21 protein-coding genes and 1 tRNA gene are annotated in these 25,193 nt (G+C 69.1%); 10 read left to right on the plus strand and 12 right to left on the minus strand.

Features of this window, described 5'->3' with window-relative positions:
- Nucleotides 1-88 precede the first annotated feature (88 nt).
- The gene (locus MFF07_RS18220) at nt 89-652 is read right to left on the minus strand and encodes a DUF4337 domain-containing protein (RefSeq protein ID WP_238232545.1); all 564 of its coding nucleotides are present in this window, start codon (nt 650-652) and stop codon (nt 89-91) included.
- Nucleotides 653-668: 16 nt separating this feature from the next.
- Between MFF07_RS18220 and MFF07_RS18225 the strand changes: the two genes are divergently transcribed.
- Nucleotides 669-1,298 carry a hypothetical protein gene (locus tag MFF07_RS18225; protein ID WP_238232546.1) on the plus strand — a complete coding sequence of 210 codons (630 nt, stop codon included), beginning with the start codon at nt 669-671 and terminating at the stop codon, nt 1,296-1,298.
- Here the strand turns inward: MFF07_RS18225 and hemA are convergent.
- On the minus strand, nt 1,284-2,618 hold the full coding sequence (hemA, locus tag MFF07_RS18230) for a 5-aminolevulinate synthase (RefSeq protein ID WP_147817035.1): 1,335 nt from the start codon (nt 2,616-2,618) through the stop codon (nt 1,284-1,286). The two genes, MFF07_RS18225 and hemA, sit on opposite strands and share 15 nt — an antisense overlap.
- 339 nt (nt 2,619-2,957) lie before the next feature.
- Between hemA and MFF07_RS18235 the strand changes: the two genes are divergently transcribed.
- Nucleotides 2,958-3,122: a hypothetical protein gene (locus MFF07_RS18235; protein WP_187272514.1), complete on the plus strand. Its 165-nt coding sequence runs from the start codon at nt 2,958-2,960 to the stop codon at nt 3,120-3,122.
- A 163-nt stretch (nt 3,123-3,285) separates the two neighbouring features.
- The gene (gene murA / locus MFF07_RS18240; RefSeq protein WP_238232548.1) at nt 3,286-4,575 is read left to right on the plus strand and encodes a UDP-N-acetylglucosamine 1-carboxyvinyltransferase; all 1,290 of its coding nucleotides are present in this window, start codon (nt 3,286-3,288) and stop codon (nt 4,573-4,575) included.
- A gap of 82 nt (nt 4,576-4,657) precedes the next feature.
- Here the strand turns inward: murA and MFF07_RS18245 are convergent, their stop codons facing one another.
- A complete protein-coding gene (locus MFF07_RS18245) occupies nt 4,658-4,987 on the minus strand; it encodes a hypothetical protein (RefSeq protein ID WP_147817033.1) in 330 nt (109 codons plus the stop codon).
- 273 nt (nt 4,988-5,260) lie between these two features.
- Here MFF07_RS18245 and MFF07_RS18250 point away from each other — a divergent pair, with 273 nt between their 5' ends.
- Nucleotides 5,261-6,724 carry an EAL domain-containing protein gene (locus MFF07_RS18250; protein ID WP_238232549.1) on the plus strand — a complete coding sequence of 488 codons (1,464 nt, stop codon included), beginning with the start codon at nt 5,261-5,263 and terminating at the stop codon, nt 6,722-6,724.
- Between the two features lie 70 nt (nt 6,725-6,794).
- Entirely contained in the window at nt 6,795-7,694 is a 900-nt protein-coding gene (locus MFF07_RS18255) for a TIGR01459 family HAD-type hydrolase (protein WP_147817031.1), read from the plus strand.
- Nucleotides 7,695-7,810: 116 nt separating this feature from the next.
- Here MFF07_RS18255 and MFF07_RS18260 read toward each other — a convergent pair whose 3' ends face one another.
- Nucleotides 7,811-9,100, minus strand: coding sequence for a PQQ-dependent sugar dehydrogenase (locus tag MFF07_RS18260; RefSeq protein ID WP_147817030.1), 1,290 nt, complete (start codon nt 9,098-9,100; stop codon nt 7,811-7,813).
- A gap of 417 nt (nt 9,101-9,517) precedes the next feature.
- Here MFF07_RS18260 and trxA point away from each other — a divergent pair, with 417 nt between their 5' ends.
- Nucleotides 9,518-9,838: a thioredoxin gene (gene trxA, locus MFF07_RS18265; protein ID WP_147077748.1), complete on the plus strand. Its 321-nt coding sequence runs from the start codon at nt 9,518-9,520 to the stop codon at nt 9,836-9,838.
- Between the two features lie 456 nt (nt 9,839-10,294).
- Here trxA and MFF07_RS18270 read toward each other — a convergent pair whose 3' ends face one another.
- The 5 genes from MFF07_RS18270 to MFF07_RS18290 form a co-directional block, all read right to left on the minus strand.
- The gene (locus MFF07_RS18270) at nt 10,295-11,188 is read right to left on the minus strand and encodes an outer membrane protein (protein WP_147817029.1); all 894 of its coding nucleotides are present in this window, start codon (nt 11,186-11,188) and stop codon (nt 10,295-10,297) included.
- Nucleotides 11,189-11,479: 291 nt separating this feature from the next.
- Nucleotides 11,480-12,382: an outer membrane protein gene (locus MFF07_RS18275; protein WP_147817028.1), complete on the minus strand. Its 903-nt coding sequence runs from the start codon at nt 12,380-12,382 to the stop codon at nt 11,480-11,482.
- Between the two features lie 542 nt (nt 12,383-12,924).
- The gene (locus MFF07_RS18280) at nt 12,925-14,250 is read right to left on the minus strand and encodes a bifunctional folylpolyglutamate synthase/dihydrofolate synthase (RefSeq protein ID WP_147817027.1); all 1,326 of its coding nucleotides are present in this window, start codon (nt 14,248-14,250) and stop codon (nt 12,925-12,927) included.
- Between the two features lie 44 nt (nt 14,251-14,294).
- Nucleotides 14,295-15,197, minus strand: coding sequence for an acetyl-CoA carboxylase, carboxyltransferase subunit beta (gene accD, locus MFF07_RS18285; protein ID WP_147817052.1), 903 nt, complete (start codon nt 15,195-15,197; stop codon nt 14,295-14,297).
- Nucleotides 15,198-15,443: 246 nt separating this feature from the next.
- A complete protein-coding gene (locus MFF07_RS18290) occupies nt 15,444-16,421 on the minus strand; it encodes a cupin domain-containing protein (RefSeq protein WP_238232550.1) in 978 nt (325 codons plus the stop codon).
- 408 nt (nt 16,422-16,829) lie between these two features.
- Here MFF07_RS18290 and dnaK point away from each other — a divergent pair, with 408 nt between their 5' ends.
- The 3 genes from dnaK to MFF07_RS18305 all read left to right on the plus strand — a co-directional run bounded on the left by dnaK (nt 16,830) and on the right by MFF07_RS18305 (nt 21,453).
- Nucleotides 16,830-18,746 (plus strand): molecular chaperone DnaK, encoded by a 1,917-nt coding sequence (dnaK, locus tag MFF07_RS18295; RefSeq protein WP_147817025.1) that lies wholly within the window; start codon nt 16,830-16,832, stop codon nt 18,744-18,746.
- Between the two features lie 203 nt (nt 18,747-18,949).
- The gene (dnaJ, locus tag MFF07_RS18300; RefSeq protein WP_147817024.1) at nt 18,950-20,113 is read left to right on the plus strand and encodes a molecular chaperone DnaJ; all 1,164 of its coding nucleotides are present in this window, start codon (nt 18,950-18,952) and stop codon (nt 20,111-20,113) included.
- A 125-nt stretch (nt 20,114-20,238) separates the two neighbouring features.
- Nucleotides 20,239-21,453 (plus strand): CaiB/BaiF CoA transferase family protein, encoded by a 1,215-nt coding sequence (locus MFF07_RS18305; protein WP_238232551.1) that lies wholly within the window; start codon nt 20,239-20,241, stop codon nt 21,451-21,453.
- Nucleotides 21,454-21,584: 131 nt separating this feature from the next.
- On the opposite strand, the gene MFF07_RS18310 is transcribed toward MFF07_RS18305, so the two are convergent.
- Together MFF07_RS18310 and MFF07_RS18315 are read right to left on the minus strand one after the other, a co-directional pair.
- Nucleotides 21,585-22,058, minus strand: coding sequence for a hypothetical protein (locus tag MFF07_RS18310; RefSeq protein ID WP_238232552.1), 474 nt, complete (start codon nt 22,056-22,058; stop codon nt 21,585-21,587).
- 61 nt (nt 22,059-22,119) lie between these two features.
- Nucleotides 22,120-22,194, minus strand: a tRNA-Glu gene (locus MFF07_RS18315).
- Nucleotides 22,195-22,336: 142 nt separating this feature from the next.
- Between MFF07_RS18315 and MFF07_RS18320 the strand changes: the two genes are divergently transcribed.
- Nucleotides 22,337-23,149 (plus strand): TrmH family RNA methyltransferase, encoded by an 813-nt coding sequence (locus MFF07_RS18320; RefSeq protein WP_238232553.1) that lies wholly within the window; start codon nt 22,337-22,339, stop codon nt 23,147-23,149.
- A 275-nt stretch (nt 23,150-23,424) separates the two neighbouring features.
- On the opposite strand, the gene MFF07_RS18325 is transcribed toward MFF07_RS18320, so the two are convergent.
- Nucleotides 23,425-25,008 (minus strand): CYTH and CHAD domain-containing protein, encoded by a 1,584-nt coding sequence (locus MFF07_RS18325; RefSeq protein WP_238232554.1) that lies wholly within the window; start codon nt 25,006-25,008, stop codon nt 23,425-23,427.
- Nucleotides 25,009-25,193: the final 185 nt, after the last annotated feature.

A 25,193-nucleotide genomic window follows, 5' to 3' on the forward strand; every position in this document is an offset into this window, starting at 1 on the left:
CGCCGACCGCAACTCTGACAGGAGCCATAACGCCGCGTCCACACTGCTCCTTGTCGCGGGGCACGCATGGTCCGCCTGACAGTTCGCATCAGTGCAGGAACGGCAGCGTATGGGGGGCGAATTGCCCGAACGCGGCCAGCGCCAGGCCGGCGACGCCGAGGAAGCCGCCGGCGAAGGCGAGCGCCACGATGCCGGTGATCACCTCCGCCGAGGCCAGAACGATGCCGACCTGGAAGGCGGCCGAGGCGAGTTCGAAATGGTGGTAGCGCTCGAGCGCGAGATCGCGCCGCAACTCGGAGGCCTTGGCCTTGGCGGCGAGTTCCTTGCGGCCTTCGCCGGTCGCGGGCTCGGATTCCCAGCGGGCCAAGGTCTTGGCCCACTCGTCGCGCTTGGCCTTCACGGCAGCGTCGTCGCCCCCGGCGGGCGGCGCCAGCGCAAGCGCCTCGTCGGCGGTCTTGAGCACCGTCGCCCGGATCGTGCGGGCCTGGAAATAGGCCCACTGGTTCGAGGCCTCGACATTGGCCCCGAGCGCCTCGGTCTGGGCGCTCTTGGCCAGCGTCTCGGCGCCCGCGAGAAACAGCGCCAGCACCGAGATCATCAGCGCGACGCGCTTGTTCGATCCCTCGATCGCCCCGTGACCGCCACCCGACATCCGTGTTTCCTCTTCGATGATTCGCGAGCGCGGCAGTCACAGCCCATCATCGGGCGATGCGCAACGCGAAACCGCATCGTGGATCGATCCCGGGATCGGAAGACTTCGGTTCGGGTCGATTCAGGGACTACCCGCCCTTGCGATCACACCGCGCCGGATGCTCAGCCGGCATGGTGGCCACACCGCAGTGATACGGAAATCTTGCCCGCTGCAGCGGGTCCGGCCCGGTGAAGATCAGCGGGGCACGGAAGGCCAAGGGGCTGACGCAGATCAGATAGCTGCGCAACGCGGCGTCGGACGGCACGCACATCGCGATGTCGAGATAGCGGCCCTCGTGACGAACTCAGGGAAAGATCGGCAGTCCCCAACGCCGGGCCAAGTGCTCGCCGGCTCCGCCAAGGAAGGCATCGGGTCGGGGCTCACCACGAAATCCCGGGTCATCGTGGATGAAGGCCGCCTGCCGCTCGCGATCGTCGTCGGGATAGCTAGCCTCACCATAGACGGCGATTTCGACGAAAGTCCCGAGATCGACCAAGTCGGCGTCGAGCCGTTAGAGGGCCTCGATCAAACGGTCCTGATCGAGCAGCGTCGCCATCGGGTCGTCGCACCCGATGACCGGCCAGCGAAAAGCCTATTCCGCGGCTGAGGCGAAGATCGTCCCGGCGCGGGGCAGATCGAGGGTGTCCCAGGTCTCGACGAGGGCGGCCGTCAGCGTGGCGATGCGGGCGTCGTCGTGGAACGGCGTCGGGGTGATCCGCAACCGCTCGGTGCCGCGCGGCACGGTCGGGTAGTTGATCGGCTGGATGTAGATGCCGTGGCGTTCGAGCAGATGGTCGGCGGCCGCCTTGCAGAGCTCGGCGTCGCCCACCATCAGCGGCACGATGTGCGTCTCGGTGGCGAGTACCGGCAGGCCGGCGGCGTCGAGGGCGGCCTTGGTGTTGGCGGCTTGGCGCTGGTGCGCCGCACGCTCGGTCTGCGAGTGCTTGAGATACCGAACAGAGGCGCGTGCCGCGGCGGCGATGGCCGGCGGCAGGGCGGTGGTGAAAATGAACCCCGCAGCGTGACTCCGCACCGCGTCGCAGAGCACCGCCGAGCCGGTGATGTAGCCGCCGACGCAGCCATAGCCCTTGGCCAACGTGCCCTCGATGACGTCGATGCGATCCATGACGCCATCGCGCTCACTGATGCCCGCGCCCCGGGCACCGTAGAGGCCGACTGCGTGGACCTCGTCGATATAGGTCATGGCGCCGTAGGCGTCGGCGAGGTCGCAGATCGCCTCGATCGGCGCGACATCGCCATCCATCGAATAGACCGACTCGAAGGCGACGAGTTTCGGGCGGTCGCCGGCCTCGCGGAGCAGTTGCTCCAGATGCGCGAGGTCGTTGTGGCGAAAAACACGCTTCTCGCAGGCCGAATGGCGCACGCCCTCGATCATCGAGTTGTGGTTGAAGGCGTCGGACAGGATCAGGCAGTTCGGCAGCAGCTTGGCGATCGTCGAGATGCCGGCCTGGTTCGAGACGTAGCCCGAAGTGAAGACGAGGCCGGCCTCCTTGCCGTGCAGGTCGGCGAGCTCGCGCTCCAGGTCGACCAGCGGCGAGTTGTTGCCGGCGATGTTGCGGGTGCCGCCCGCGCCGACGCCGCAGCGCTTCACCGTCTCGGTCATGGCATCGACGACATCGGGATGCTGGCCCATGCCGAGGTAGTCGTTGGAGCACCAGACGGTGATCTCACGCGTGCCGCCGTCGGGCTTGCGCCAGTTCGCCTGCGGGAAGCGGCCCGCGATCCGCTCGATATCGGCGAAGACGCGATAGCGGCGCTCGGCGTGCAGGCGGTCGACGGCGCTCCGGAAATGCTGCTCGTAGTCGATCCGCGGCGTCTGGCTGTCCCGGTGGTTGCTTCGCTCGGCGAGGCCCGTTTCGGATCCGTCGGCGGTGTCGGTCTGCGCAGGCATCAGGTTCACGGGCATCCGTCCTCGACGCGTTTCCTCGGCTGCGAGCTTCGGGTTCATCCCGAAGTCGGATCCAGCGGCCGGGAAAATGATCGACGCGGCGATCCGCACACATCTGCGCAGTCATGCCTGTCGATCGGCGACGAGCCCGATCTCGCTGCGGTGACGTCTTGCCTCCGGTCAGTCCACCGGACGCCGGCTCACCGGTGTGCAGAATAGAAGGGAATTTGGAATCGGTTCAAGGTGATCTCGGGTCATTGCTGCCTTGCACCTGTTGAGACGGCCCCGCGAAGGCTGTAGCCGTCCTGGGGTTTCGCGGGCGATGTGGCACCGCGCGAGTGGGACGGGACGCCCCGGATGTCACGCGAGGATCGGTTGAAGGCGGCTCTGCGCGACAACCTCAAGCGCCGGAAGCTGCAGGCGCGCGGCCGGGCCGAGCTGCCTCATGACGACATCGAACCGGAGCGGGAGGTGAAACTCGATCCGGACCCGCCGTCGGACCCGGAGCGCGATCGGTCGTAGCGGCCTGCGATGCACGGCAGCCACAGGTCACGACTTCTGCCGCGGGGCGCGATCCTTTTTCTGCCGGATACCGGATATACTTGGCGGTTTGAAGGGGCGGCCTGCCCCCGGAATGGCGCGCGACCGACACCGCAGACGCGGGCCCGGCGCCCAGGGAACGAGCATGGACCGCATCCACATCACCGGCGGCGCGCCGCTGAACGGCACGATCCCGATCTCCGGCGCCAAGAACGCCGCGCTGCCCCTGATGATCGCCAGCCTGATGACGGGCGAGACGCTCGAGCTCATCAACGTGCCGCGTCTCGCCGACATCACCTCGCTGCTGCGCATCCTCGGCAATCACGGCGTCGACCAGATGGTCGTCGGCAAGCGCCCCGGCCAGAGCACCGAGGCCGGCCAGACCATCCGGCTGACCGCCTCGAACGTCATCGACACCACGGCGCCCTACGAGCTGGTCTCGACCATGCGGGCCGGCTTCTGGGTGGTGGCGCCGTTGCTGGCGCGCTTCGGCGAGGCCAAGGTCTCCCTGCCGGGCGGCTGCGCCATCGGCACGCGGCCCGTCGACCTGCTGATCATGGCGCTGGAAAAGCTCGGCGCCGAGATCGAGATCGATGCCGGCTACGTCGTCGCGAAGACGAAGAACGGCCTGCGCGGCGCCGAAATCGATTTCCCGAAGGTCACGGTCGGGGGCACCCACGTGGCGCTGATGGCGGCCTCGCTGGCCCACGGCACCACAGTGATCGACAACGCCGCCCGCGAGCCCGAGGTCGTCGATCTGGCGGAATGCCTGATCCGGATGGGCGCGCGGATCGAGGGCGCCGGCACGTCCCGCATCGTCATCGAGGGCGTCGCCCGGCTCCACGGCGCCCGGCACGAGGTCCTGCCGGATCGGATCGAGACCGGCACCTACGCCATGGCCGTGGCCATGACCGGCGGCGACATCGTGCTCGAAAACACCCGGGCGGACCTGCTCTCCTCGGCCCTCGACGTGCTGGCGACCACGGGCGCCGAAATCACACAGGTCAAGGGCGGCATCCGGGTGCGCCGCAACGGCGGCGGCATCCACCCGGCCGACATCACCACCGATCCGTTCCCTGGCTTCCCGACCGACCTGCAAGCGCAGTTCATGGCGCTGATGACGCTGGCCAAGGGCCAGTCGAACATCCGCGAGACCATCTTCGAGAATCGCTTCATGCACGTGCAGGAACTCGCGCGTCTCGGCGCGAAGATCCGTCTCGACGGCGATCTCGCCATCGTCGAGGGCGTCGATCGGCTGAAAGGTGCGCCGGTCATGGCGACCGACCTGCGCGCCTCGGTGTCGCTGGTGATCGCCGGTCTCGCCGCCGAAGGCGAAACCCAGATCAGCCGCGTCTACCACCTCGATCGCGGCTTCGAATCCCTCGAAGCCAAGCTAGCACGCTGCGGGGCCGACATCCGGCGCGTCCGCTCCTGACCTCCGACAAACGCAGGGCCGCGATCCGGGATGATCGGATCGCGGCCCTGCAACTCCGTCCGTTCGCGCTATTGCGAAAACGTCAGTAACCGCCGCCGATCGCGCCGCGCTTCTCGCCGAAACCGGGGATGTCGCAGGAGCAGGACGAATTGCGCGGTGCCGGCGGGTACTGGCAATTGCCGCGTGCGGTCACGCAGATGCTGCCGCCACCGCCGCCGCGGCCGAAACGCCGCGAGCGCGGACGATCGTCTTCGTCCTCGTAGCGGCGCTCGTAGCGGCGCGGGCGATAATCGTCGCCATCGTTGTTGTAGTAGCGGCCGCCGCCATACTGGGCACTCGCCGGCACGGCACCAGCCACGATCCCGAGCGCCGTCGCGGCCATCGCCACCAGCATCACCCGCTTCGTCGTCATCCCGTTTCGTCTCCTCTAATCTCGGCAACTGGTCCAAAATCCGTCAACCGATTGCGGTATCGCGTGGTTGCGTGACATCGGTCTTGGCCGAGCACCGTTCTAATCGCCACGGATGAACCGCGGCTGAGCCTGTGCTCCTGCACGGAAAGCAACACCCGGGCAATATCGGTCGGTGGGCCGGTGCGGAGGACGATGGTGCCTTGCAGCCGACTCGCCCCTCGGCAACAACGTTGATCTGCTTCCGTTTGTAGCGTTCCAGAGATGAAGACCCCGATGGCCAGGACAATCGGCCTGCGCGGCGGCCTGTGGACCATCGGCCTGACGGGGCTGCTGGTCGTCCTGCCGCTCTCGATCGTCGCACCGCTCGCCGGCGCCCTTGGACTCGGCAGCCTTGGTCTCATGGCGGCCATTCTTACGGCGATCGTCCAGCAGCGCCGTGCTGCCCGTCTTACGGTTTCCCAGGAAAAACTGTCGAGCGAAATCGGCGTGCTGTCGCAACGTCTGCTCAAGGCGGAGGCGGCGATCACCGTGGCCGCTCGTGCGGTGCTTACGCGAACCGATGCGCCGGCTACGCTCCCCCAGACGCCGGGCCCCGACAACGAGGCGCTCGCGGCGGGGGTCGAAGAGGTGACGCGCGAGATCGGCTTGCTGAGTGGCATCGTGCGCGAGCTCGCCGCGGTCGTCGCCACGCAGGAGGCCGAGATCGGCCGTCTCAAGACCGAGCGCGAGGCAGCGCCACCGTCGGCACCGCCGCCGAAGCCGGCAGCCGCCGTGCCGCCCGAGCTGACGGCCGGGCCGCGTTCCGTTCCGGCGCGGCAGCCGACGCCGGAACCCGTCATCGCGTTCAAACCGCCGGCCTTTGCGACCGCGAACCGCGATCCGGCGCAGGAGGCCGCCCTCGTCGAGGCGTTCGACGCCGACGGACTGGAGGTCTGGCTGCAGCCGGTCGTGACGCTGCCCCAGCGCAAGGTCGTGTCCTACGAGGCTCTGGCGCGGCTGAAGCTCGGCTCCGAAATCCTCTCGCCCGACGCCTTCCTCCCCGTGCTGGAACGGCACGGCCGCACCACCGCCCTCGACCGCCGCATGATCCGCAGCAGCGCCGTGATCGCCCGGCATCTGCAGGGCCGCGGCAGCAATGCCACGGTGGCCTACGGCCTCTCGCCGCTGTCGCTGTTCGAGCCGGATTTCCTGCGTTCCTTGGTCGGTCTCGTCTCGGGCGATGCGGATCTGGCCGGCCGTGTCGCGGTGGCGCTGCCGCAGGCGAGCTGGCGCAGTCTCGATCCCGAGCAGGTCGCGGTGCTCGGCGCGTTGCGGGGCCGGATCGGCTTCGGGCTCGACCGGCCGACCGACCTGCGCTTCGATGTGGGGCTGCTCGCCGAGCGCGGCGTCTCGCAGATCAAGGTTCCGACCTCCCTCCTGCTGCGTCCGCCTTCGCGCGACGCGGTGTCCGACATCGCGATCGAGGATCTGGTCGCGTCGCTGGGCCGGGCCGGCATCCGCCTCGTGGCGACGCAGGTCGAGCGCGAGAGCGAGGTGCCGGACCTGATCGACCTCGACGTGCCGCTTGCGCAGGGGACGGTTTTCGCCGGGCCGAAGGCGGTGCGGGCGGAGGTTTTTGCCGAGACGCAGCAGGCACTTGCGCGAGCCCCGGCCGGAGCGGAGGCCGAGGCGCAGCCGGCCGGCGAGCCGCCCCAGCAGCGCCGGGCGTTCCGGGATTTCCTGCGCCGGGCCGTGTGATCGGGGCGATTGATTTCCGGGGCCGGCGTCCCTAACCGGGCGGTCGACATCCGATCGCCCCGAGACCCCCATGCCCGACCGCGCCGCCGCGGCTCCAGTCCCCACGCTTCGCCATTTCGCGGAGGTGGCGGAGGCCTACGACCTGATCCTCTGCGACGTCTGGGGCGTGCTCCACGACGGCCGGCGCGCGCACGATGCGGCGGGCAAGGCCTTGATCGCATTCCGAAATCTTCCCGGAGAGCGCCCCCGCCGCGTGGTCCTGGTGTCGAACGCGCCGCGGCCCTGGCGCGGGGTGCAGGCGATCCTCGACGGCTACGGGGTGCCGCGGGAGGCCTATGACGCGATCCTGACGTCGGGCGATCTCACGCATGATCTGCTGGCAAAGCATCCGGGTGCGCGGGTGCATCATCTCGGGCCCGAGCGCGACCTGCCGATCTACGAGGGGCTGGACCTGACGCTGGTATCGGCGGCGGAGGCGGAGCGCGTCGTCTGCACGGGTCTGTTCGACGACGACACCGAGACGGCCGATGATTATCGCGAGGTTCTCGCCGATTTCCGGTCGAGAGAAATCACGATGATCTGCGCGAACCCGGATCTCGTGGTCGAGCGCAATCATCGGCTGATCCCCTGCGCCGGAATCCTGGCCAACGCCTATGAAGAGATCGGCGGTGAGGTGGTGTATGCCGGGAAGCCCTACAGGCCGATCTACGATGCTGCCCTGGCTAAGGCCCATCATCTCGACGATTGGCCAGCGCTGGATCGGATGCGCATCGTGGCCATCGGAGATGCGATCCGTACCGATATCGCCGGGGCTCAAGCGGCCGGCATCCCCTCGATCCTCGTTGCCCGCGGAATCCATGCGGCGGAACTCGGCCTCACGGCCGAGCACCACAGCCTGGGCGACATCGCGGAGTGGCTGTCGAGCCAGCCGGTCCGGCCGGACGCCGTGATCGAGCGTCTGGTCTGGTAGGCGACGTCACATCGAGAGACGATGGGCCTCGACCCATCGTCTTTCACTAGCGCGGCGGTGTCCGTCCGCCGGACGTGTCGCTTCCGACCACCGGTCGGGAGCGACACATATGGGTATCAGCTGCTCTTCTTCGGCGTCAGCTTGAGGATCTCGCCGTCCTCGCCCTCGGTGACGGCGTAGACCGCGCCGTCCGGGCCGACCTTCACGTCGCGGATGCGGTGATCGAGGGGCACGCGCTCCTCGGTGACGACCTTATCGCTGTCGACCTTGAGGATGACGAGGCCGGTGCTGACGAGGCCGCCGACGATGAAGTCGCCCTTCCAGGCCGGAAACACGTCCTTGTCGTAGAAGGCAAGTGCGGACGGGCCGATCACCGGGTCCCAGTAATAAACCGGCTGCGAGGTGCCGGCCGCCATGGTGACGCCGTCGCCGATCTTCTCGCCGGAATATTCGAGACCGTAGCTGGCCAGCGGCCAGCCGTAATTCACGCCGGGGCGGGGACGGTTGAGTTCGTCGCCGCCGCGCGGGCCGTGCTCCACGGTCCAGAGGCGGCCCTGGCCGTCGAGCGCTGCGCCCTGCACGTTGCGGTGGCCGTAGGACCAGATCTCCGGCCGGGCCTTCTCGCCGCCGGTGAAGGGGTTGTCCTTGGCGGCGTTGCCGTCGGTGTCGATGCGGAAGACCTTGCCGAGGCCGCTGGTCAGGTCCTGGGCCTGCCCGCGGGTGGCCTTGTCGGAGCGCTCGCCGACCGTGACGAACAGCTTGCCGTCCGGCGCGAAGACGAGGCGCGAGCCGAAATGCTTGTCGCCATCATAGGTCGGGGTCTGGCGGAAGATCACCTTGAACTCGTCGAGCTTGGCGGTGCCGCCGCTCTCGATCAGCTTGGCCTTGGCCACGCTGGTGCCGTTGCCCTTTTCGCGGGGCTCGGCGTAGCTGATGTAGACGAGGCGGTCGGCGGCGAAGCTCGGGCTCAGCGCGATGTCGAGCAGGCCGCCCTGGCCGCGCGAATCGACCTTGGGCACGCCGGCCACCGGCTCGCCGACCTTGCCGTCCTTCGCGACGATCCGGATCTTGCCGGCCTTCTCGGTGACGATCATGCGGCCGTCCGGAAGGAATTCCAGCGCCCAGGGCGAGGCGAGGCCCTTCGCGACGGAGGCGACCTCGACCTCGGTCTTCTGCGACGGCTGCGGCGCGCGGGTCTGGTTCGGCAGGAGCGGCTTGTAGTCGGTGTTCGGGGCCTGCGTCTCGGCGGGCGTGTCCCCGGCGCTCGGGGCGGCCGGCGCCTGGAACGATTCGCCGCCGACGCGCGGGGTGCGGGCCGCGTTGTCGTCGCCTTGGGCGATTGCGCCCTGCTGTCCCAGGCCGATGGCGGCGACGGTGGCGAGCAGAAGGGGGAGAGTGCGCTTCACGTCGGTCAATTCCTTGAAATCGGGCACAGCCGCGAAAGGGGTTCGCAGGCATGCGCCTCTCCGGCCACCTGCCGACGGCGCAGGAGCGCCGGGAGGGAGCGGGACGGGTCCGACCTGCGAGGTTTCGCGCGGGCCACACCCGCAGATGGGGCGGCAGGGGCCGCTCGGCGAGGGCCGGCGGCGGCTTCTGTGCCGCTTGCCGCCGAATCGCTTCGCCGGCCGCGGGTGCTGGCGGCGTCCCGGCCGAGGAGCGGCATGATCCGATCGCGCGTCAGGACTGTGCCTGGAGACGAGCGCCTTGACCGTGGGGCGCGGTGTCTCCAATTCTCGGGAATTCCCCGGCAGCGGCCCCCGCAAGGGCCGGCGCCATACGCGGCGCGGATGCCTCGGGGGAGCGGTATCGTGAAAGGGTATATGATGGCGACGGTGAAAGTAACGGACGCGAGCTTCGAACAGGACGTGCTCCAGTCCGCCGAGCCCGTGGTCGTGGATTTCTGGGCGGAGTGGTGCGGCCCCTGCCGCCAGATCGGCCCGGCGCTCGAGGAGATCGCGACGGACCTGCAGGGCAAGGTCAAGATCGCCAAGGTCAACGTCGACGAGAACCCCGGCATCGCCTCGACCTACGGCATCCGCTCGATCCCCACGCTGATGATCTTCAAGGACGGCAAGCTCGCCAGCCAGAAGGTCGGCGCGGCGCCCAAGGGCGACCTCTCGCGCTGGATCCAGGCGAGCGCCTGAACGCCGTCAGGGGCTGATCCCGACGAAGCAAAGCCCGGCCGCGAGGCCGGGCTTTTTGCTGCCGTGGTGAACGAGGCGTTACGTTCCGGGGGCCTGGAACGGGTCGAAGGCCCATCCGGTCCGGCGACGGCCCTTCCCGAGACTGAGCAGCCAGGGATCCGACTGTCTCGACATACGGCGACGATGGAGCGGACGCCCTCCCCGCTCTGAAGCCCGGCCGAGAACTGATCATCCCACCCGGAACCTCACCCCGAGGCGCAGGAGCGCATCGGCGGAGGCCTCGAAGGGGCCTACAGATCCTACCGCGATTCCCGGAAGCCTCTTTCGAGGCCCGCCGATGCGGGCATTTCGGAGCGGCGTGCCGGCTGAGAGGAACGGGACCCGATCGCCCAAAACGAAAAAGCCCGGCCAGATGGCCGGGCTTTTCCGCAAGTCCGAAGACCCGTTGGGTTCGGCCTAGTACGAGCCGAACTTGTAGTTGATGCCGGCGCGGACGACGGCGAACTCGGTGCCCTGGCGGCGCGGAGCGCCGGAGACGAGCGCCACGTCCGGGTTGCCGACGGCGACGGTGCGGCCGAGGCGGTTGGTCGCGAAAGCGCCGGTGTTGCCGTTGCCTTCGTCGAGGTTCACGTACAGAGCTTCGACCTTGAACGTCACCGCCGAGGAGCGGAAGAAGTTCAGGAAGGAGTCGGTCGGGAGAGCGTACTCGACGCCACCACCAGCAGCGTAGCCGGTCTTGAAGTCGTCGGAGGACGTGCCCGAGCCGAACTGACGGCCGCCGCCGGCGCCGTAAGCGAAACCGCCGGTGCCGTAGAACAGGACGCGGTCGAAGGCGTAACCGATGCGGCCGCGCACGGTGCCGAAGTAGTCGAGGCTCGAGAGACCCGACGGGTTGTAGACGAGGGTGCCGGGGATGATACCGCCGGTGCCGGCCGTCGCGAAGGCGAACTGGTTACGGCTGCGACCGAAATCGACGTACTGAGCGTCGGCCTCGACGCCGACGACGACGCCCGAGCCCGGCGTGAACTGATAGTTGTAGCCGATCTGGCCACCGCCGGTGAAACCGTCGCCCTGGTTGCCGTTACGGAAGGCGAGGACGCCGGACTGCAGAGCCGTGCCGGCGCCGTTGGCGAAGATTGCCGTGGTGGGGCCAACGCCGACGATGGTCGGGGCGTTGTTGTCCGAGACGCCGAAGCCGTAACCGGCGTTGAAACCGGCGTAGAAGCCCGTCCAGGTGAACACCGGAACCGGCGTGAAAATGGGAGGAGCCGCGCGGCGCGGCAGATCCGCCGCGGTGGCGGCGGCGGTGAGCGCCGTGAAGGCGGCGAACGTGGTAAGAAGCTTTTTCATTTTTTATGATCCCCAGCGAGGTGCCCGATCGCCATTGAAGCTAGACCATTCCCGGGATTGGGGATGTAGCGGCGAAGACACACACGGCGCTCCGAAGTCTTGGCCTCGGTGCGGTCGTGCCGGTGGGGTGGGGGTGAAAGCCCGGCCGGGAAGGCCGGGCTTTCGGAAGGTTTCGAGACCGTGTCGGCTTGGTGCCGTATCCGACCCGACATCGTCGGGCCGGCGGCTCCAAGGTTTTGTCGTGACGCGCCTTCTCGCGATCGACCGGCAGCCGCTCGATCGAAGTGAGCTTTAGTACGAGCCAAACTTGTAGTTGATGCCGGCACGGATCACCGCGAAGTCGGTCTCGCGCTTGGCGGCGCTGCTGAACAGGACCGAGGTGGTGGTGCCCGGAACGAACTGGGCGATCGGCGTGGCGGCGATCGCGGCGCCGCCGGCGTTGGCGTAGGTGAAGCCCCGGTTGTTCTGGTCGAGGTTCACGTACAGGCCTTCGACCTTGAACGTCACCGCCGAGGAGCGGAAGAAGTTCAGGAACGAGTCGGTCGGGAGCGCGTATTCGACACCGCCACCCGCGGCGTAGCCGGTGGAGAAATCGTCGGTGTTGAGGGCCTTGCCGCCACCGAAGCTGCCGTAGGCGAAGCCGCCGGTGCCGTAGAACAGGACACGGTCGAAGGCGTAACCGATCCGGCCGCGCACGGTGCCGAAGAAGTCGAGGCCGCCGAGGCCGGTCGGGTTGAACACCGACGCGCCGGGGTTCAGGGCCGCACCGGCCGTGACGGGCGCGAACAGGAAGGCGTTGTTGCGTCCGCCGAGGTCCGAATACTGGGCGTCGGCCTCGACACCGATCACGATGCCGGAGCCCGGCGTGAACTGGTAGTTATAGCCGATCTGACCGCCGCCCGTGAAACCGTCCATGTTGGTGCGGTTGTTGAAGGCGAGGAGCCCTATATTCGTGCCCGGAGCGCCGGGACCCGTGACGACGCGGGGGTCGTTGGTGCCGACGAGGCTGAAGGGCGAGGCGGGGTCAGAGACGCCGAAGCCGTAGCCGGCGTTGAAACCGGCGTAGAAGCCCGTCCAGGTGAACACCGGAATCGGCGTGAAGATAGGAGGCGCCGCGCGGCGCGGCAGATCCGCCGCGGTGGCGGCGGCGGTGAGTGCCGTGAAGGCAGCGAATGTCGTCAGAAGTCTTTTCATTTGTTTGATCCCCAGCTTTGTGCCCGATCGACGATCAAGCTAGGCGATTCCCCACTATCGGGATGTAGCGTCGAGGACACACCCGCGCCGCACAATACCCGTACACTGATCTCCTCGAATTCTATTGCAGTGCAGCAGGCCCTCGCGGGATCCGCAAAGACCCCAAATCGGAGAAGTACAATTCCGGATGCGGGCGCCTTCGGGCCAGGGAGATGTCGCCGGCCTCGCGGCAACGTTCGTCTTGCGGCGCGAGGACGGGATCACTGTCGGCGACCGATCGCACGGCAGCCGGCCCGCGCCGAAGCCGTGTCCCTCGGGACCGGACGCAGCGAGACGGGCCAAGCAATCATCGGGAAGACGACGCCGCGCTTTCGCGCAGGCCGGCCGGAAGGCTGAAGGCGATCCGGTGACGGGAAAACCGCGTCTGCGGCGATGCCTGCGACACCGCCGGCCGGCGCTTTGCACCCATCCGGCGCAGGGCTTCACCGGCTCCGGGGCGACCGGCCGGAGGCGGCGTCATGCCACCGGCCCGGAATCGCGCGTCAGGCTGGCAGCGTGCCGTTGGCTTCGAGGACCGCGCCCGCCAGGTAGAGCGAACCGCAGATCAGCACGCGCGGCGGATGCTCGAAGGCGATGTCCGACAGGCTCATCAGCGCGGCCTCGGTGCCGCCGGCCACGCGCGTGGCGATTCCCACCGATTCGGCGATCTGCGCGACCTCGTCGGCCGGGCGGGCGGCGAGCTGGCCGGGAATCGGCACCGCCACCAGCACGCGGGCGAGCCCGACGAAGTTCTTGAGGAACCCCTCGGCGTCCTTGGTGCCGAGCAGTCCGACGACGAGCACCAGCGGCACGTTGCTGCGCTCGGACAGGTCGGCCATGGCGGCGGCGAGGATGCGGCCGCCGTCGGCATTGTGGCCGCCGTCGAGCCAGAGCTCGGAATTCTTGGGCATCAGGTCGGCGAGGCGGCCGCGGGTCAGCCGCTGCAGGCGGCCGGGCCAGTCGACGTTGCGCAGGCCGGCCTCGTAGGCCGGCGTGCCGAGATCGCCGAAGCCCGCCGCGCGGAGCGCCGCGATGGCGGTGCCGGCGTTGACGAGCTGGTGGCGGCCCGCGAGCTTCGGGCGCGGCAGGTCGAACAGCTCGGTCTCGTCTTGGTAGACGAAGCGGCCGCTCTCCTCGTGCACCGAAAAATCCTGCTTGCCGACGATGATCGGCACGGCGCCGACGCGCTCGGCGTGGCGGCACAGCACCGCGTCGGCCTCGGCGTAGTCCTGCGCGGCGATCACGGCCGGGCAGCCGCGCTTGAAGATGCCGGCCTTCTCGGTGGCCACCGATTCCAGGGTGTCGCCGAGATATTCGGCGTGGTCGCGGCCGATCGGCGTGACCACGGCGCAGGCCGGCTCGGCGATGACGTTGGTGGCGTCGACCCGGCCACCGAGGCCCACCTCCAGCAGCAGCACGTCAGCGGGAGACTCCGAAAACAGCAGCAGGGCCGCGGCGGTGGTGATCTCGAACACCGTGATCGGATCGCCGGCATTGGCCGCCTCGCAGCGGGCGAAAGCCTCGGCGAGGCGCTCCTCCGGAACGAAGGTGCCGCCGCCGATGCCGCCCATGCGGATGCGCTCGTGGAAGCGCACGAGATGGGGCGAGGTGTAGACGTGGGCGGCCAGCCCCCCGGCCTCGAGGATCGCCCGCATGAAGGCGATGGTCGAACCCTTGCCGTTGGTGCCGGCGACGTGGATCACCGGCGGCAGGCGCCGCTCGGGGTGATTCAGCCGCGCGAGCAGGCTTTCGATCCGCCCGAGCGACAGGTCGATCGTGCGCGGATGCAGGGCGAGGAATCGCGCCATGAGCGCGTCTGAGGAATCCATGTCTCGCTGGTCGCGTTGTCGAGGATCGGAACGCCGGTGACGGGTCAGGCGGCCTGCGGCGCCGGCTGCCGGTCCTTGGGCGGGGTCGGGCGGACGTCGAGCAGGAGGCCGCAGATCCGCGCCACCGTCTCCTTCATGTCGCGGCGGTGCACGACCTGGTCGACCATGCCGTGCTCGCGCAGGTATTCCGCCCGCTGGAAGCCGTCGGGCAGCTTTTCGCGGATGGTCTGCTCGATCACCCGCGGGCCGGCGAAGCAGATCAGCGCGCCGGGCTCGGCCAGATGCACGTCGCCGAGCATGGCGTAGGAGGCGGTGACGCCGCCGGTGGTCGGGTTCGTCAGCACGACGATGTAGGGGAGCTTCGCCGCGTTGAGCCGGCGCACCGCCACCGTGGTGCGGGGCATCTGCATCAGCGACAGGATGCCCTCCTGCATGCGCGCGCCGCCGGAGGCCGAGAACAGCACATAGGGCGTGCGCTTCTCCAGAGCGGTCTCGGCGCCGCGGACGAAGGCCTCGCCGGCCGCCATGCCGAGGGAGCCGGCCATGAAGGCGAATTCCTGCACCGCGATCGTGGTCGGCAGGCCGCCGACGCGGCCGAAGCCGATCTTGAAGGCGTCCGGCATGCCGGTCTTGGCGCGGGCCTCCTTCAGGCGGTCGACGTACTTCTTCTCGTCGCGGAACTTGAGCGGGTCGGTGGCGACCTCCGGCAGCGGCACGTCGATCCAGGTGCCCTCGTCGAACATCGTCTTGAGGCGCGCATGCGCGCTCATCTTGAGGTGATGCTCGGAGCCGGGGATCACCCAGAGGTTCTGCTCGACCTCCTTGTGGAAGACCATCTGCCCGCTGTCGGGGCACTTGATCCAGAGGTTTTCCGGCGTCTCGCGCTTGAACAGCGTCTTGATCTTGGGGCGCATGACCTCCGAGATCCAGTTCATCGCCTCGACCATGCGAACGTCCTTGTGGGAGACCACGGATATCGGAGCGCGCGGGCGCGAATGCGAGTGGCGCGGCTCCCTTATCGGCGAGCGCTTTATCCCAGATCCGGTCGCGGCGAAACGGAGGGGCTTGTTCCTGGTGGCCCTTTCGGCTTGCGCCTCAAAGGCCGTTCGCCGCATGCAGATAAGTGTACGCAGTCTGCAAACATTGGACTGCGCGCGGCGGCGCGCAGTCGCGGTTGCCAACTGTTGTTGGACTCAGTCGGTGATGGCCGACGCCGCGCCCTCGGGGTTCATCCCGTCCACTGGCGCGGGCCGCTTGCGCACGGGGCGCGGGGCGACGCTGGCGGTCGGCGCGCTGGTGTTGGCGCCGAGGCGGACGGCGAGCGCGATGGCGCGGACCTCGGTGAAGCGCAGGTGGCAGAAGCCGTGCGCGCCCTCGCGGGCATAGGTCCGGCAGAGGTCCTCGCGCTCGGAGGAGAAGGCGGCCTGCTCCTGCACCACGGGGCGGACGTCCTGCCCGCGCAGGCGCTGGGTCATGATCTTGTAGTTGTCGCGCACCGCCTTGTCGGCGACGCCGCGGGCGCCGTCGAACTCGCCGGCGCGCGGGATCAGCCCGGCGGCGGCCGGTCCCCACAGGCCCTTCGGCGTCGTGGCGCAGTCGGCGGCGGAGAAGGTGCAGACCGGGCTGCCGCCGAGCGGCGTGGCGATGACGCCGCCGTCGACCACCTCGAAGCGCAGCGGACATTCCGCCGCGGCCGCCTCGAGCCGCGCGACGCCCTCGGGCTTGCCCTCGGAGGTCAGGGTGACGCCGCCGCCCGCGTTGAGCTTCACCGTGCAGCTCTCGGTCGGCTGCGAGATCTTCGTGCCCGGCAGCGTCACCTTGGCCGTGACGCCGGCCCCGGCCTTCTCCAGCCTCAGGCCGCCGGTCAGGCCGTTGAGCATGAGATCCTGGCCGTAGACGTTGTCGTCGGCCGGCACCTTCAGCACCACCGGCTGGCGCGGCGGCGCGGGCGCCGCCGGCTTGGCGGCCTCGACATTCGGGTCGACGCCCCCCGGCTGAGCGGGCGGAGGCGCGATCGGCGTCCCGGGGATCGGCTGGCGCGGAACCGGGGGCCTGGCCGCACGCCCGATCCCGAACAGCTCCTCGAAGAAGTTCTGGGCGGCCGCCGGGCCGGTCATGGCGACGGGCAGCACGAGGGCCGCGAGCACGAGCAGGGTGCGGGGGAGGCGCATCGGAAGTCTCGCCCGAGGAGCGGAAAGGCGGCCGCCGCGACGCCGGTTTCGCGGGAGGCGCGAGGGCGTCGAGACGGCGGGGTCGGCCCGCGCTCTAGCACGCGACCCGTGGCGACGGCGTGGCGGGGCCGTAACATTTCGAGGGCACGGTCACCAATCGAACCGGAAAACCGGCGAAAACCGCCGGCTTGCGCCCGTCGCGCCCGACCGTCTTGCGGCCCCGCGACCACATTCATATATCCGGCGAGGCACGGAGAGGGGCCGATCCGACCGGCACGCGGTGCGATCGCCTCCTCCTCCCGTTCCCACCGCTTTCAGATTTGCATCGCCCGTTAAGCCTAGAGCCATGGGCCGAGCTGCTTCGGGGCTCGGCGGTCTGCTTGAACAGTCCAACAGAGGGATCCCACCATGGGTAAAGTCATCGGTATCGACCTCGGCACCACCAATTCCTGCGTCGCCGTGATGGAAGGGTCGCAGGCCAAGGTCATCGAGAACGCGGAAGGCGCGCGCACCACCCCGTCGATCGTCGCCTTTACCGACGAGGGCGAGCGCCTCGTCGGCCAGCCGGCCAAGCGCCAGGCCGTCACCAATCCCGACCGCACCTTCTTCGCCATCAAGCGTCTCGTCGGCCGTACCTACGACGACCCGATGACGCAGAAGGACAAGGGCTTGGTGCCCTACGACATCGTGCGCGGCGACAACGGCGACGCCTGGGTCGGCGCCGACGGCAAGCGCTATTCGCCCTCGCAGATTTCCGCCTTCACCCTTCAGAAGATGAAGGAGACGGCCGAGACCTATCTCGGCCAGCCCGTCACGCAGGCCGTGATCACGGTGCCCGCCTACTTCAACGACGCCCAGCGTCAGGCCACCAAGGATGCCGGCAAGATCGCCGGCCTCGAAGTGCTGCGCATCATCAACGAGCCGACGGCGGCTGCGCTGGCCTACGGCCTCGACAAGAAGAAGACCGGCACGATCGCGGTCTACGACCTCGGCGGCGGCACCTTCGACGTGTCGATTCTCGAGATCGGCGACGGCGTGTTCGAGGTGAAGTCGACCAACGGCGACACCTTCCTCGGCGGCGAGGACTTCGACAACCGCGTGGTCGAGTACCTGATCGCCGAGTTCAAGAAGGAGCAGGGCATCGACCTGACCAAGGACAAGCTCGCCCTTCAGCGCCTCAAGGAGGCCGCCGAGAAGGCGAAGATCGAGCTGTCCTCGGCCACCCAGACCGAGATCAACCTGCCCTACATCACCGCCGACAACACCGGCCCGAAGCATCTCGCGATCAAGCTCTCGCGCGCCAAGTTCGAGTCGCTCGTCGACGATCTCGTGCAGCGTACCGTCGAGCCCTGCCGCAAGGCGCTCAAGGATGCCGGCGTGACGGCGGCCGAGATCGACGAGGTCGTGATGGTCGGCGGCATGACCCGCATGCCGAAGGTCACCGAGGTGGTGAAGGCGTTCTTCGGCAAGGAGCCGAACAAGGGCGTCAACCCCGACGAGGTCGTGGCCATCGGCGCGGCGGTCCAGGCCGGCGTGCTCCAGGGCGACGTCAAGGACGTGCTGCTCCTCGACGTGACCCCGCTCTCGCTCGGCATCGAGACGCTGGGCGGCGTGTTCACGCGCCTGATCGACCGCAACACCACGATCCCGACCAAGAAGTCGCAGACCTTCTCGACGGCCGAGGACAACCAGAACGCGGTCACCATCCGGGTCTTCCAGGGTGAACGCGAGATGGCGGCGGACAACAAGATGCTCGGTCAGTTCGACCTGATGGGCATCCCGCCGGCACCCCGCGGCATGCCGCAGATCGAGGTGACCTTCGACATCGACGCCAACGGCATCGTCAACGTGACGGCGAAGGACAAGGCGACGAACAAGGAGCACCAGATCCGCATCCAGGCCTCCGGCGGCCTTTCGGACGCGGATATCGACAAGATGGTCAAGGACGCCGAAGCCAACGCGGCCGAGGACAAGAAGCGCCGTGAGCTCGTCGAGGTGAAGAACCAGGGCGAGAGCCTGCTCCACTCCACCGAGAAGTCGGTGGCCGAGCATGGCGACAAGGTCGGCGCGGCCGAGAAGGGCGCGATCGAGACCGGAATCGCGGCGCTCCGCACCGCGCTGGACGGCACCGACGTCGAGACCATCAAGGCGCGGACCAACGACCTGATGCAGGCCTCGATGAAGCTCGGCGAGGCGATGTACGCCGCCAGCCAGGACGGCGCGCCGGAAGGCGCCGCCGCTCCCGGAGCCGAGAAGAAGGACGAGGACGTCATCGACGCCGACTTCTCCGAGGTCGACGAGAAGAACGAAAAGAAGCGCGCCTGAATCCGGCGCAGGACGCGGGGGCCGGAGCGATCCGGCCCCCGTTCGTTTCCAGGGCATCGGGCCGAAAGGCGGTTGCCGGCTTTCAGACGACCCGATGCCGGGACGATGCTTCCAGGCATCGTTTTTTCATGTGATGACGACGAAGACTTGATCCCCGGGCCCCTCTCGGGGATCAAGCATGTCGAGGGGTTTCGAGGGCCGGTATGTCGAAGCGGGACTATTACGAGGTCCTCGGCGTCACCAAGACGGTGACGGAAGTCGAGTTGAAGGTGGCCTTTCGCAAGCTGGCGATGGTCCACCATCCCGACCGGAACCCCGGCAACAAGGAATCGGAGATCGCCTTCAAGGAGGTGAACGAGGCCTATCAGTGCCTCTCCGACGGCCAGAAGCGCGCCGCCTACGACCGCTTCGGCCATGCCGCGTTCCAGCAGGGCGGCCAGGGCGGCCCCGGATTCGGCAACGAGTTCGGCGACTTCATGTCGGACATCTTCGAGAACTTCTTCGGGGACGGACGTGGGCAGCCGGGCGGTGGCGCCGGGGCCGGTCGCGGCCGCGGTGGTGCGCCGGGCCGCGAGCGCGGCGCCGACCTGCGCTTCAACCTCGAAATCTCGTTGGAAGAGGCCTTCTCCGGCAAGACCGAGGCGATCAAGATCCCGACCTCGATCGCCTGCGAGCCCTGCTCCGGCACCGGCGCCAAGCCCGGCTCGAAGGCTCGCCCCTGCTCGACCTGCGGCGGCTACGGCCGCGTGCGCGCGGCACAGGGCTTCTTCGCCATCGAGCGGACCTGCCCGAACTGCCACGGCCGCGGCGAGGTGATCGACGATCCCTGCCCGTCCTGCTCCGGGGCCGGCCGCGTCACCCGCGAGCGGAACCTCTCGATCAACGTGCCGGCCGGGGTCGACGACGGCCTGCGTATCCGGCTCGCCGGCGAGGGCGAGAGCGGCCTGCGCGGCGGGCCTTCGGGCGACCTCTACGTGTTTCTCTCGATCGCGCCGCACACCTTCTTCCAGCGCGACGGCGCTGACCTGTTCTGTCGCGTGCCGATCTCGATGGTCACTGCGGCGCTGGCCGGTGAGATCACCGTGCCGGTGATCGACGGCACCCAGACACAGGTGCGCATCCCCGCCGGCACGCAGGCCGGGAAGCAGTTCCGCATCAAGGGCAAGGGCATGCCGGTGCTGCGCACGCGCGAGGTCGGCGACCTCTACATCCAGGTCTCCGTCGAGACTCCGCAGAACCTGACCAAGCGCCAGCGCGAGCTGCTGCAGGAATTCGACCAGTCGGCCTCCGCCGAGAACCACCCCGAGAGCGCCGGGTTCTTTTCCAAGGTGAAGGACTTTTTCGTCGCCGGCACGGGGCGTCCCTGATCGCAAGGGTGGCGGCCGGCCCGCGACGACCGGTCTAAGGCTCCTGGGTCCGGATTCTCGCCTGCGGCGAGCCCGGACCCGCGCTGCACGCTGACGCCCCCTGCCCGCGAAAAAGACAGGCGCGCATGACGGAGAACGCTCCCGGGACGAACGGTCCCCTCGCCGGCCTCAGGGTGATCGAGCTCGCCCACATCATGGCCGGCCCGGTCTGCGGGCTGATGCTCGGCGACATGGGCGCCGAGGTGATCAAGGTCGAGAAGGTCGACGGCGGCGACGACACCCGCCGCTCGGTCCCGCCCGCCATCGCAGGCGAGAGCGCCGCCTACATGATGATGAACCGCGGCAAGCGCGGGCTCGCCCTCGACCTCAAGAGCGCCGAGGGCAAGGCGATCTTTCGCCGGCTCCTCAGCGGCGCCGACGTGCTGATCGAGAACTACCGCGGCGGCACCATGGAAAAGCTCGGCCTCGGCTACGAGACCCTGCGCGTGGAGTTTCCGGGGCTGATCTACTGCGCGCTCTCGGGCTTCGGCCGCACCGGCCCCTATGCCGACCGGGCCGGGTTCGACCTCGTCGCGCAGGGTATGAGCGGGCTGATGAGCATCACCGGCGAGGGACCGGGCCGGCCGCCGATGAAATGCGGCCCGCCGGTCACCGACATCACCGCCGGCATCCTCGCGGCCATGGGCGTGCTCGCCGCCTACACGCACAAGCTCAGGACCGGCGAAGGCCAGGCCGTCGACACCTCGCTGTTCGAGGCCGGGATCACCCTGACCTACTGGCAATCTGCCATCGCCATGGCGACGGGCGCCGCGCCCGGGCCGATGGGCTCGGCCCATCCGCTCAACGCCCCCTACGAGGCCTTCGAGACGGCCGACGGCTGGATTACCATCGGCGCGGCCAACCAGACCAACTGGCTGCGCCTGCTCGCCGTGCTCGGGGCGGAGGATCTGTCCGGCGACCCACGCTTCGCGACGAACCGCGACCGCATGGCCCACCGCGAGATTCTCGCCGCAGCGCTCGCCCCCCATTTCCGACAGGCGACCTCCGAAAGCTGGCTGGTGCGGCTGGAGGCCGGCGGCGTACCGGCCGGCCCGGTCCTCGACGTCGCCGCCATGCATCGCGACCCGCAGACGCGCGCCCGCGCGATGGTGGTGGAGGTCGACCACCCGAAGGCCGGTCGCATGACGACCCTCGGCCTCCCCGTGAAATTTTCGCAGACGCCCGGCCGGGTGCACGGCCCGGCCCCGCTCTTCGGCGAGCACAGCCGCACCATCCTGAGCGAGGCCGGCTACGACGCGGCGGCGATCAAGGGCTTTTTCGCCAAGGGCGTCGTGCGCTGAACCGCAGGATCGCGGAATCCTGCCGGACTTCGGAAGTTTTTCGTTCGATCAAGCGGGCGGACGGCGCCTCCCCTCGCCCTCTCAGAGCGAAGAGGAGCCTTCCTCGACCGAGCCGATGAACCGGAACGCCTTCACGGCTTCATCACCGAGGGCGGATTGCCGTCGGTGACGAACTCGGCCGCGAAGGTGCCGCCCTGGGTGTCGGCCTTGCAGCTCACTGAGCCCGGCCGCGCATAGGGATTGGTGAACCGGCAGGTTCCCACCGCCCTGGTGCGGTCGAACTGCCCCTTGAACCCGAAAATCACCCCGTCGACCGGCTGCACGGCCGTATCCGGATCGGGTTTGATCTGGCTGCTGCCCATGCCGGTGAAGGTCAGGGCCGCGCCGTCGCCGGTGACGAAGTAGAACCCGACCCGGCCGGTCGCGTAGCTGGTGTTGAGCAGCGTCCCCTTGCACTGGCCGGTGACGTCCCGGCCGCCGATCACGAGGCGCTCGCAGGTCCCGCTCACCGTCGCCAGGGTCGGCACCTCCGCGCCCTTCGGCGCGGCCGCCGCACCCCCGGCGAGAACCGCATGGACGCCGAGGATGAGGAACGACCGGATCATCCGGCCAGGATAGCCGCCAGGACTTATCGAGCGGTGAAGGCCGGAGCGAAGTGGGGGAGAGTGGCGCGCCCTGCGGGAATCGAACCCGCCTTTTCAGCGTGAAAGGCTGACGTCCTAACCGATAGACGAAGGGCGCTTGCTCTAGGCGGATCGGTCTATAGTCGGCCCGGGCGGCTACGGCAACGGCCTCGTGGCGGGTTCTTGCACGAGAGGGCGGCTTGACGCGGGCGGCGGATGCCGGTCTGTCGCCGCACGGCATCATTTTTCACGAGCGGTTCATGACTTCCCGACGCGACGGCCCGCCCCGGTTCCAGGGCGCAGCCAAGTACCGGCACCGGCCACAGGGCCACAGGCCGGGCGGGCCGGCGGCCCGCGAGGGGCTCGACCACGTCGTGCTCTACGGCTGGCACCCGGTCTCCGAGGCGCTGGCGAACACGGCGCGCGGACTGCACCGGCTGCTCGCGACCGAGAACGGCATCGCCCGGCTGAAGGAGGAGCTCGGTACGCTGCGCATCGAGCCCGAGCTCGTCAAGCCGAGCGCGATCAACGCGCTGCTCGGAGCCGACGCGGTCCACCAGGGGCTCTATCTCGAGGCCGAGCACCTGCCGGCCCCGGCGATCGACTCCGTGCCCGAGGACGCGCTGCTCGTCGCTCTCGACCAGATCACCGACCCGCACAATGTCGGCGCGATCGTGCGCACGGCCGCGGCCTTCGGCGTGACCGCTATCGTCACCACGGCGCGCCACGCACCGAACGCAACCGGCGTCATGGCGAAATCCGCCTCGGGCGGGCTGGAGCACGTGCCGATGATCGTGGTGCGCAACCTCGCCGAGGCGCTGATCGCCCTGGGCGAGCGCGGTTTCGCCCGCATCGGGCTCGACTCGGAGGCCGAGACGCCGCTCGACGCCGTCGAGAAGCGGGCCGGCATGGTCGTGGTGCTCGGTGCCGAGGGCAAGGGCCTGCGCCAGCGCACCCGCGAGTGCTGCGACGTGCTCGCCCGGATCGACTTCACCGGCGCGATCCGCAGCGTGAACGTCTCGAACGCCGCCGCGATCAGCCTCTACGCCCTGACCCGCGGCCGGAACGGCTGACACCGCGGGATCATCGGCGACGCGCGGACGCCGAACGCATCGACGCGTCGCGTCTAGAGCCGTACCCGACCCGATTGCATCGGGCCGGCGTCTCTAAGCCTCTATTGTGAAGCGCTTTCTTTCGACCAACCGGCAACCACTTGGTCGGAAAGCGCTCTAAGAGCAGGCTGCGAAAAAGTGGCAACAGTTTTTGGCGCGAAGCCTGCTCTCAACTTTTGAATCGATCACGTTTTCTGCGATTTGATCGATTCGATCAAAACGCAGCGTGATCTAGGTCAGCGCCAGAACGGCCGGACGTCGACGAGGGCCTCGTGCGCGGCATCCGCCTTCCGGAGGAGCGCGCCGGCGTGGACGTCGGCCTCGGCGTCCGCGGCGGTGAGGCCCGCGGCGAACAGAGCGGCGCCCGTCGGCGGCTCGGCACCTCCGCCCACCTTGTCCTCTCCCTTGCCGTCCCTGGCCGCCACGAGGCGGTGGGCGATCTCATGCGCAGTCGAGAGGTCGTTCAGGGCGCCGAGATGGTCCTGCAGGTCCGACAGCGCACCGACGAAGGTCTTGTGGCGCTTGGCGGCCTTCTTCTCCGGGAAGAGCGGGCCGAAGAACTCGGCGCCGTAGCGCAGCTTCTTCGCCTCGATGCGCACGCGGTGGCGCGCCTCGGGCTCGAGCCGGGCGAGATGGCGGCCGTGCTTCTTCACGCGGCGGCGCAGCCTTTCCAGCACGGTGGCGGCGAAATCGCGGGCCGCACGATCGCGGCCGGCGACACCCTTACCCGCGCGCCAGGGGCCGGCCTCGATCCAGATCACGAGGTCGATGAGGAGGCCGCGCCAGGGCGCGCCGTCGAGGATCGCGAACACGGCCGCGTAGGCCTCCTCGCGCTCGGCGCCGAGGCGCTCCTTCAGGTCGTGCAGGCCGGGTTCGTCCGGGCGGCGCTCGATCTCGGCGGGCAGGGTCTCGCCGAGGAAGACGTCGAGGTTGCGCGCGGTGCCGAACGGCTCGGTGACCCGCTTGATCGTCTCGCGAAGCCCCTGCGCCGTCTCGTCGTGCTGGAGCAGCGGCTTGAACAGGGTGAAAGCCGAGCGCAGGCGGCGGAGCGCCACGCGCATCTGGTGCAGAGCCTCCGGCGCGCGGCCGTGCCGAAACACGTCTTCGTTGAGGCGCAGGTGCCGCAGGCAGGCCTTCGCGATCGCCGCAAAGGCCTCGCCCGCGAGGATGTCTTCAGCGAGGGCGGGGGGCTCGGCCTTGCTCGGCTTGCGCAGGCGATCGGCGATCAGCGCGTAGCCGCGCTCGCCCTTGCTCAGCACGCCGAGGCGCAGCGGCGCGCTCTCGCTGAGCGTCCTGGCCAACGCGAAGAGGTCGGCGGGGCTGCCGTCGTCGAGCTCCAGTTCGACCTCGCAGAGCGGCACGTCGCCGTTGGCGGTCTCGACCCGGCCGACGTCGAGCGTCGCGACGATGCGGGACTCGCCATGGCGGATCGGCCGGCGGCTGCGCTCGACCATGGTGCGGAACAACGGCGTCAGGTCCGGCGACTTCGCCTCGGCCAGGATCGCGGCGGCGGGCGTGTCGGCGAGCAGAGCGAGATCCGGCTCCGGGCCGGCGACGTCCCATTCCCATTCGGCCCGGTCGAACAGGCCGATCGCCGCGGGTGCGGCCGATTTCAGGGTCTGAATGGTACGCTCGCCCTCCCGGCGCAGGCGCAGCGACAGGCCGGCCGCGTGGAGGTCGCGCTCCGGCGTGTCGAGATAGGTGGTGTCGAGGATGCCGGTCGTGGCCTCCCCGGCCTGAAGCAGGGGGTGGCCGGCCAGCGCGGTGAGGTCAGGGCCGTCGCATTCCAGTTTCAGTTCGATCTCACGCGGCGTCTGCATGCCGTGGCCCGTTCTCCGCTCGCCGTCGGCACGCCCCCGGCGGCAGGGTTGCCGCTGCGGTGGACGCGTTCGCCGACGGTGTCCTTGTCCGTCTAGCGCGGCAGGGGCCGTTCGGCGAGACCGCCCGGACGGCTCGGGCCGGCGCGGCCACAGCCATTCACGCCGGGACGGCTCGCGGGCAGCCG

The sequence above is a fragment of the Methylobacterium thuringiense genome (assembly GCF_022179645.1).
Lineage (GTDB): Bacteria > Pseudomonadota > Alphaproteobacteria > Rhizobiales > Beijerinckiaceae > Methylobacterium > Methylobacterium thuringiense.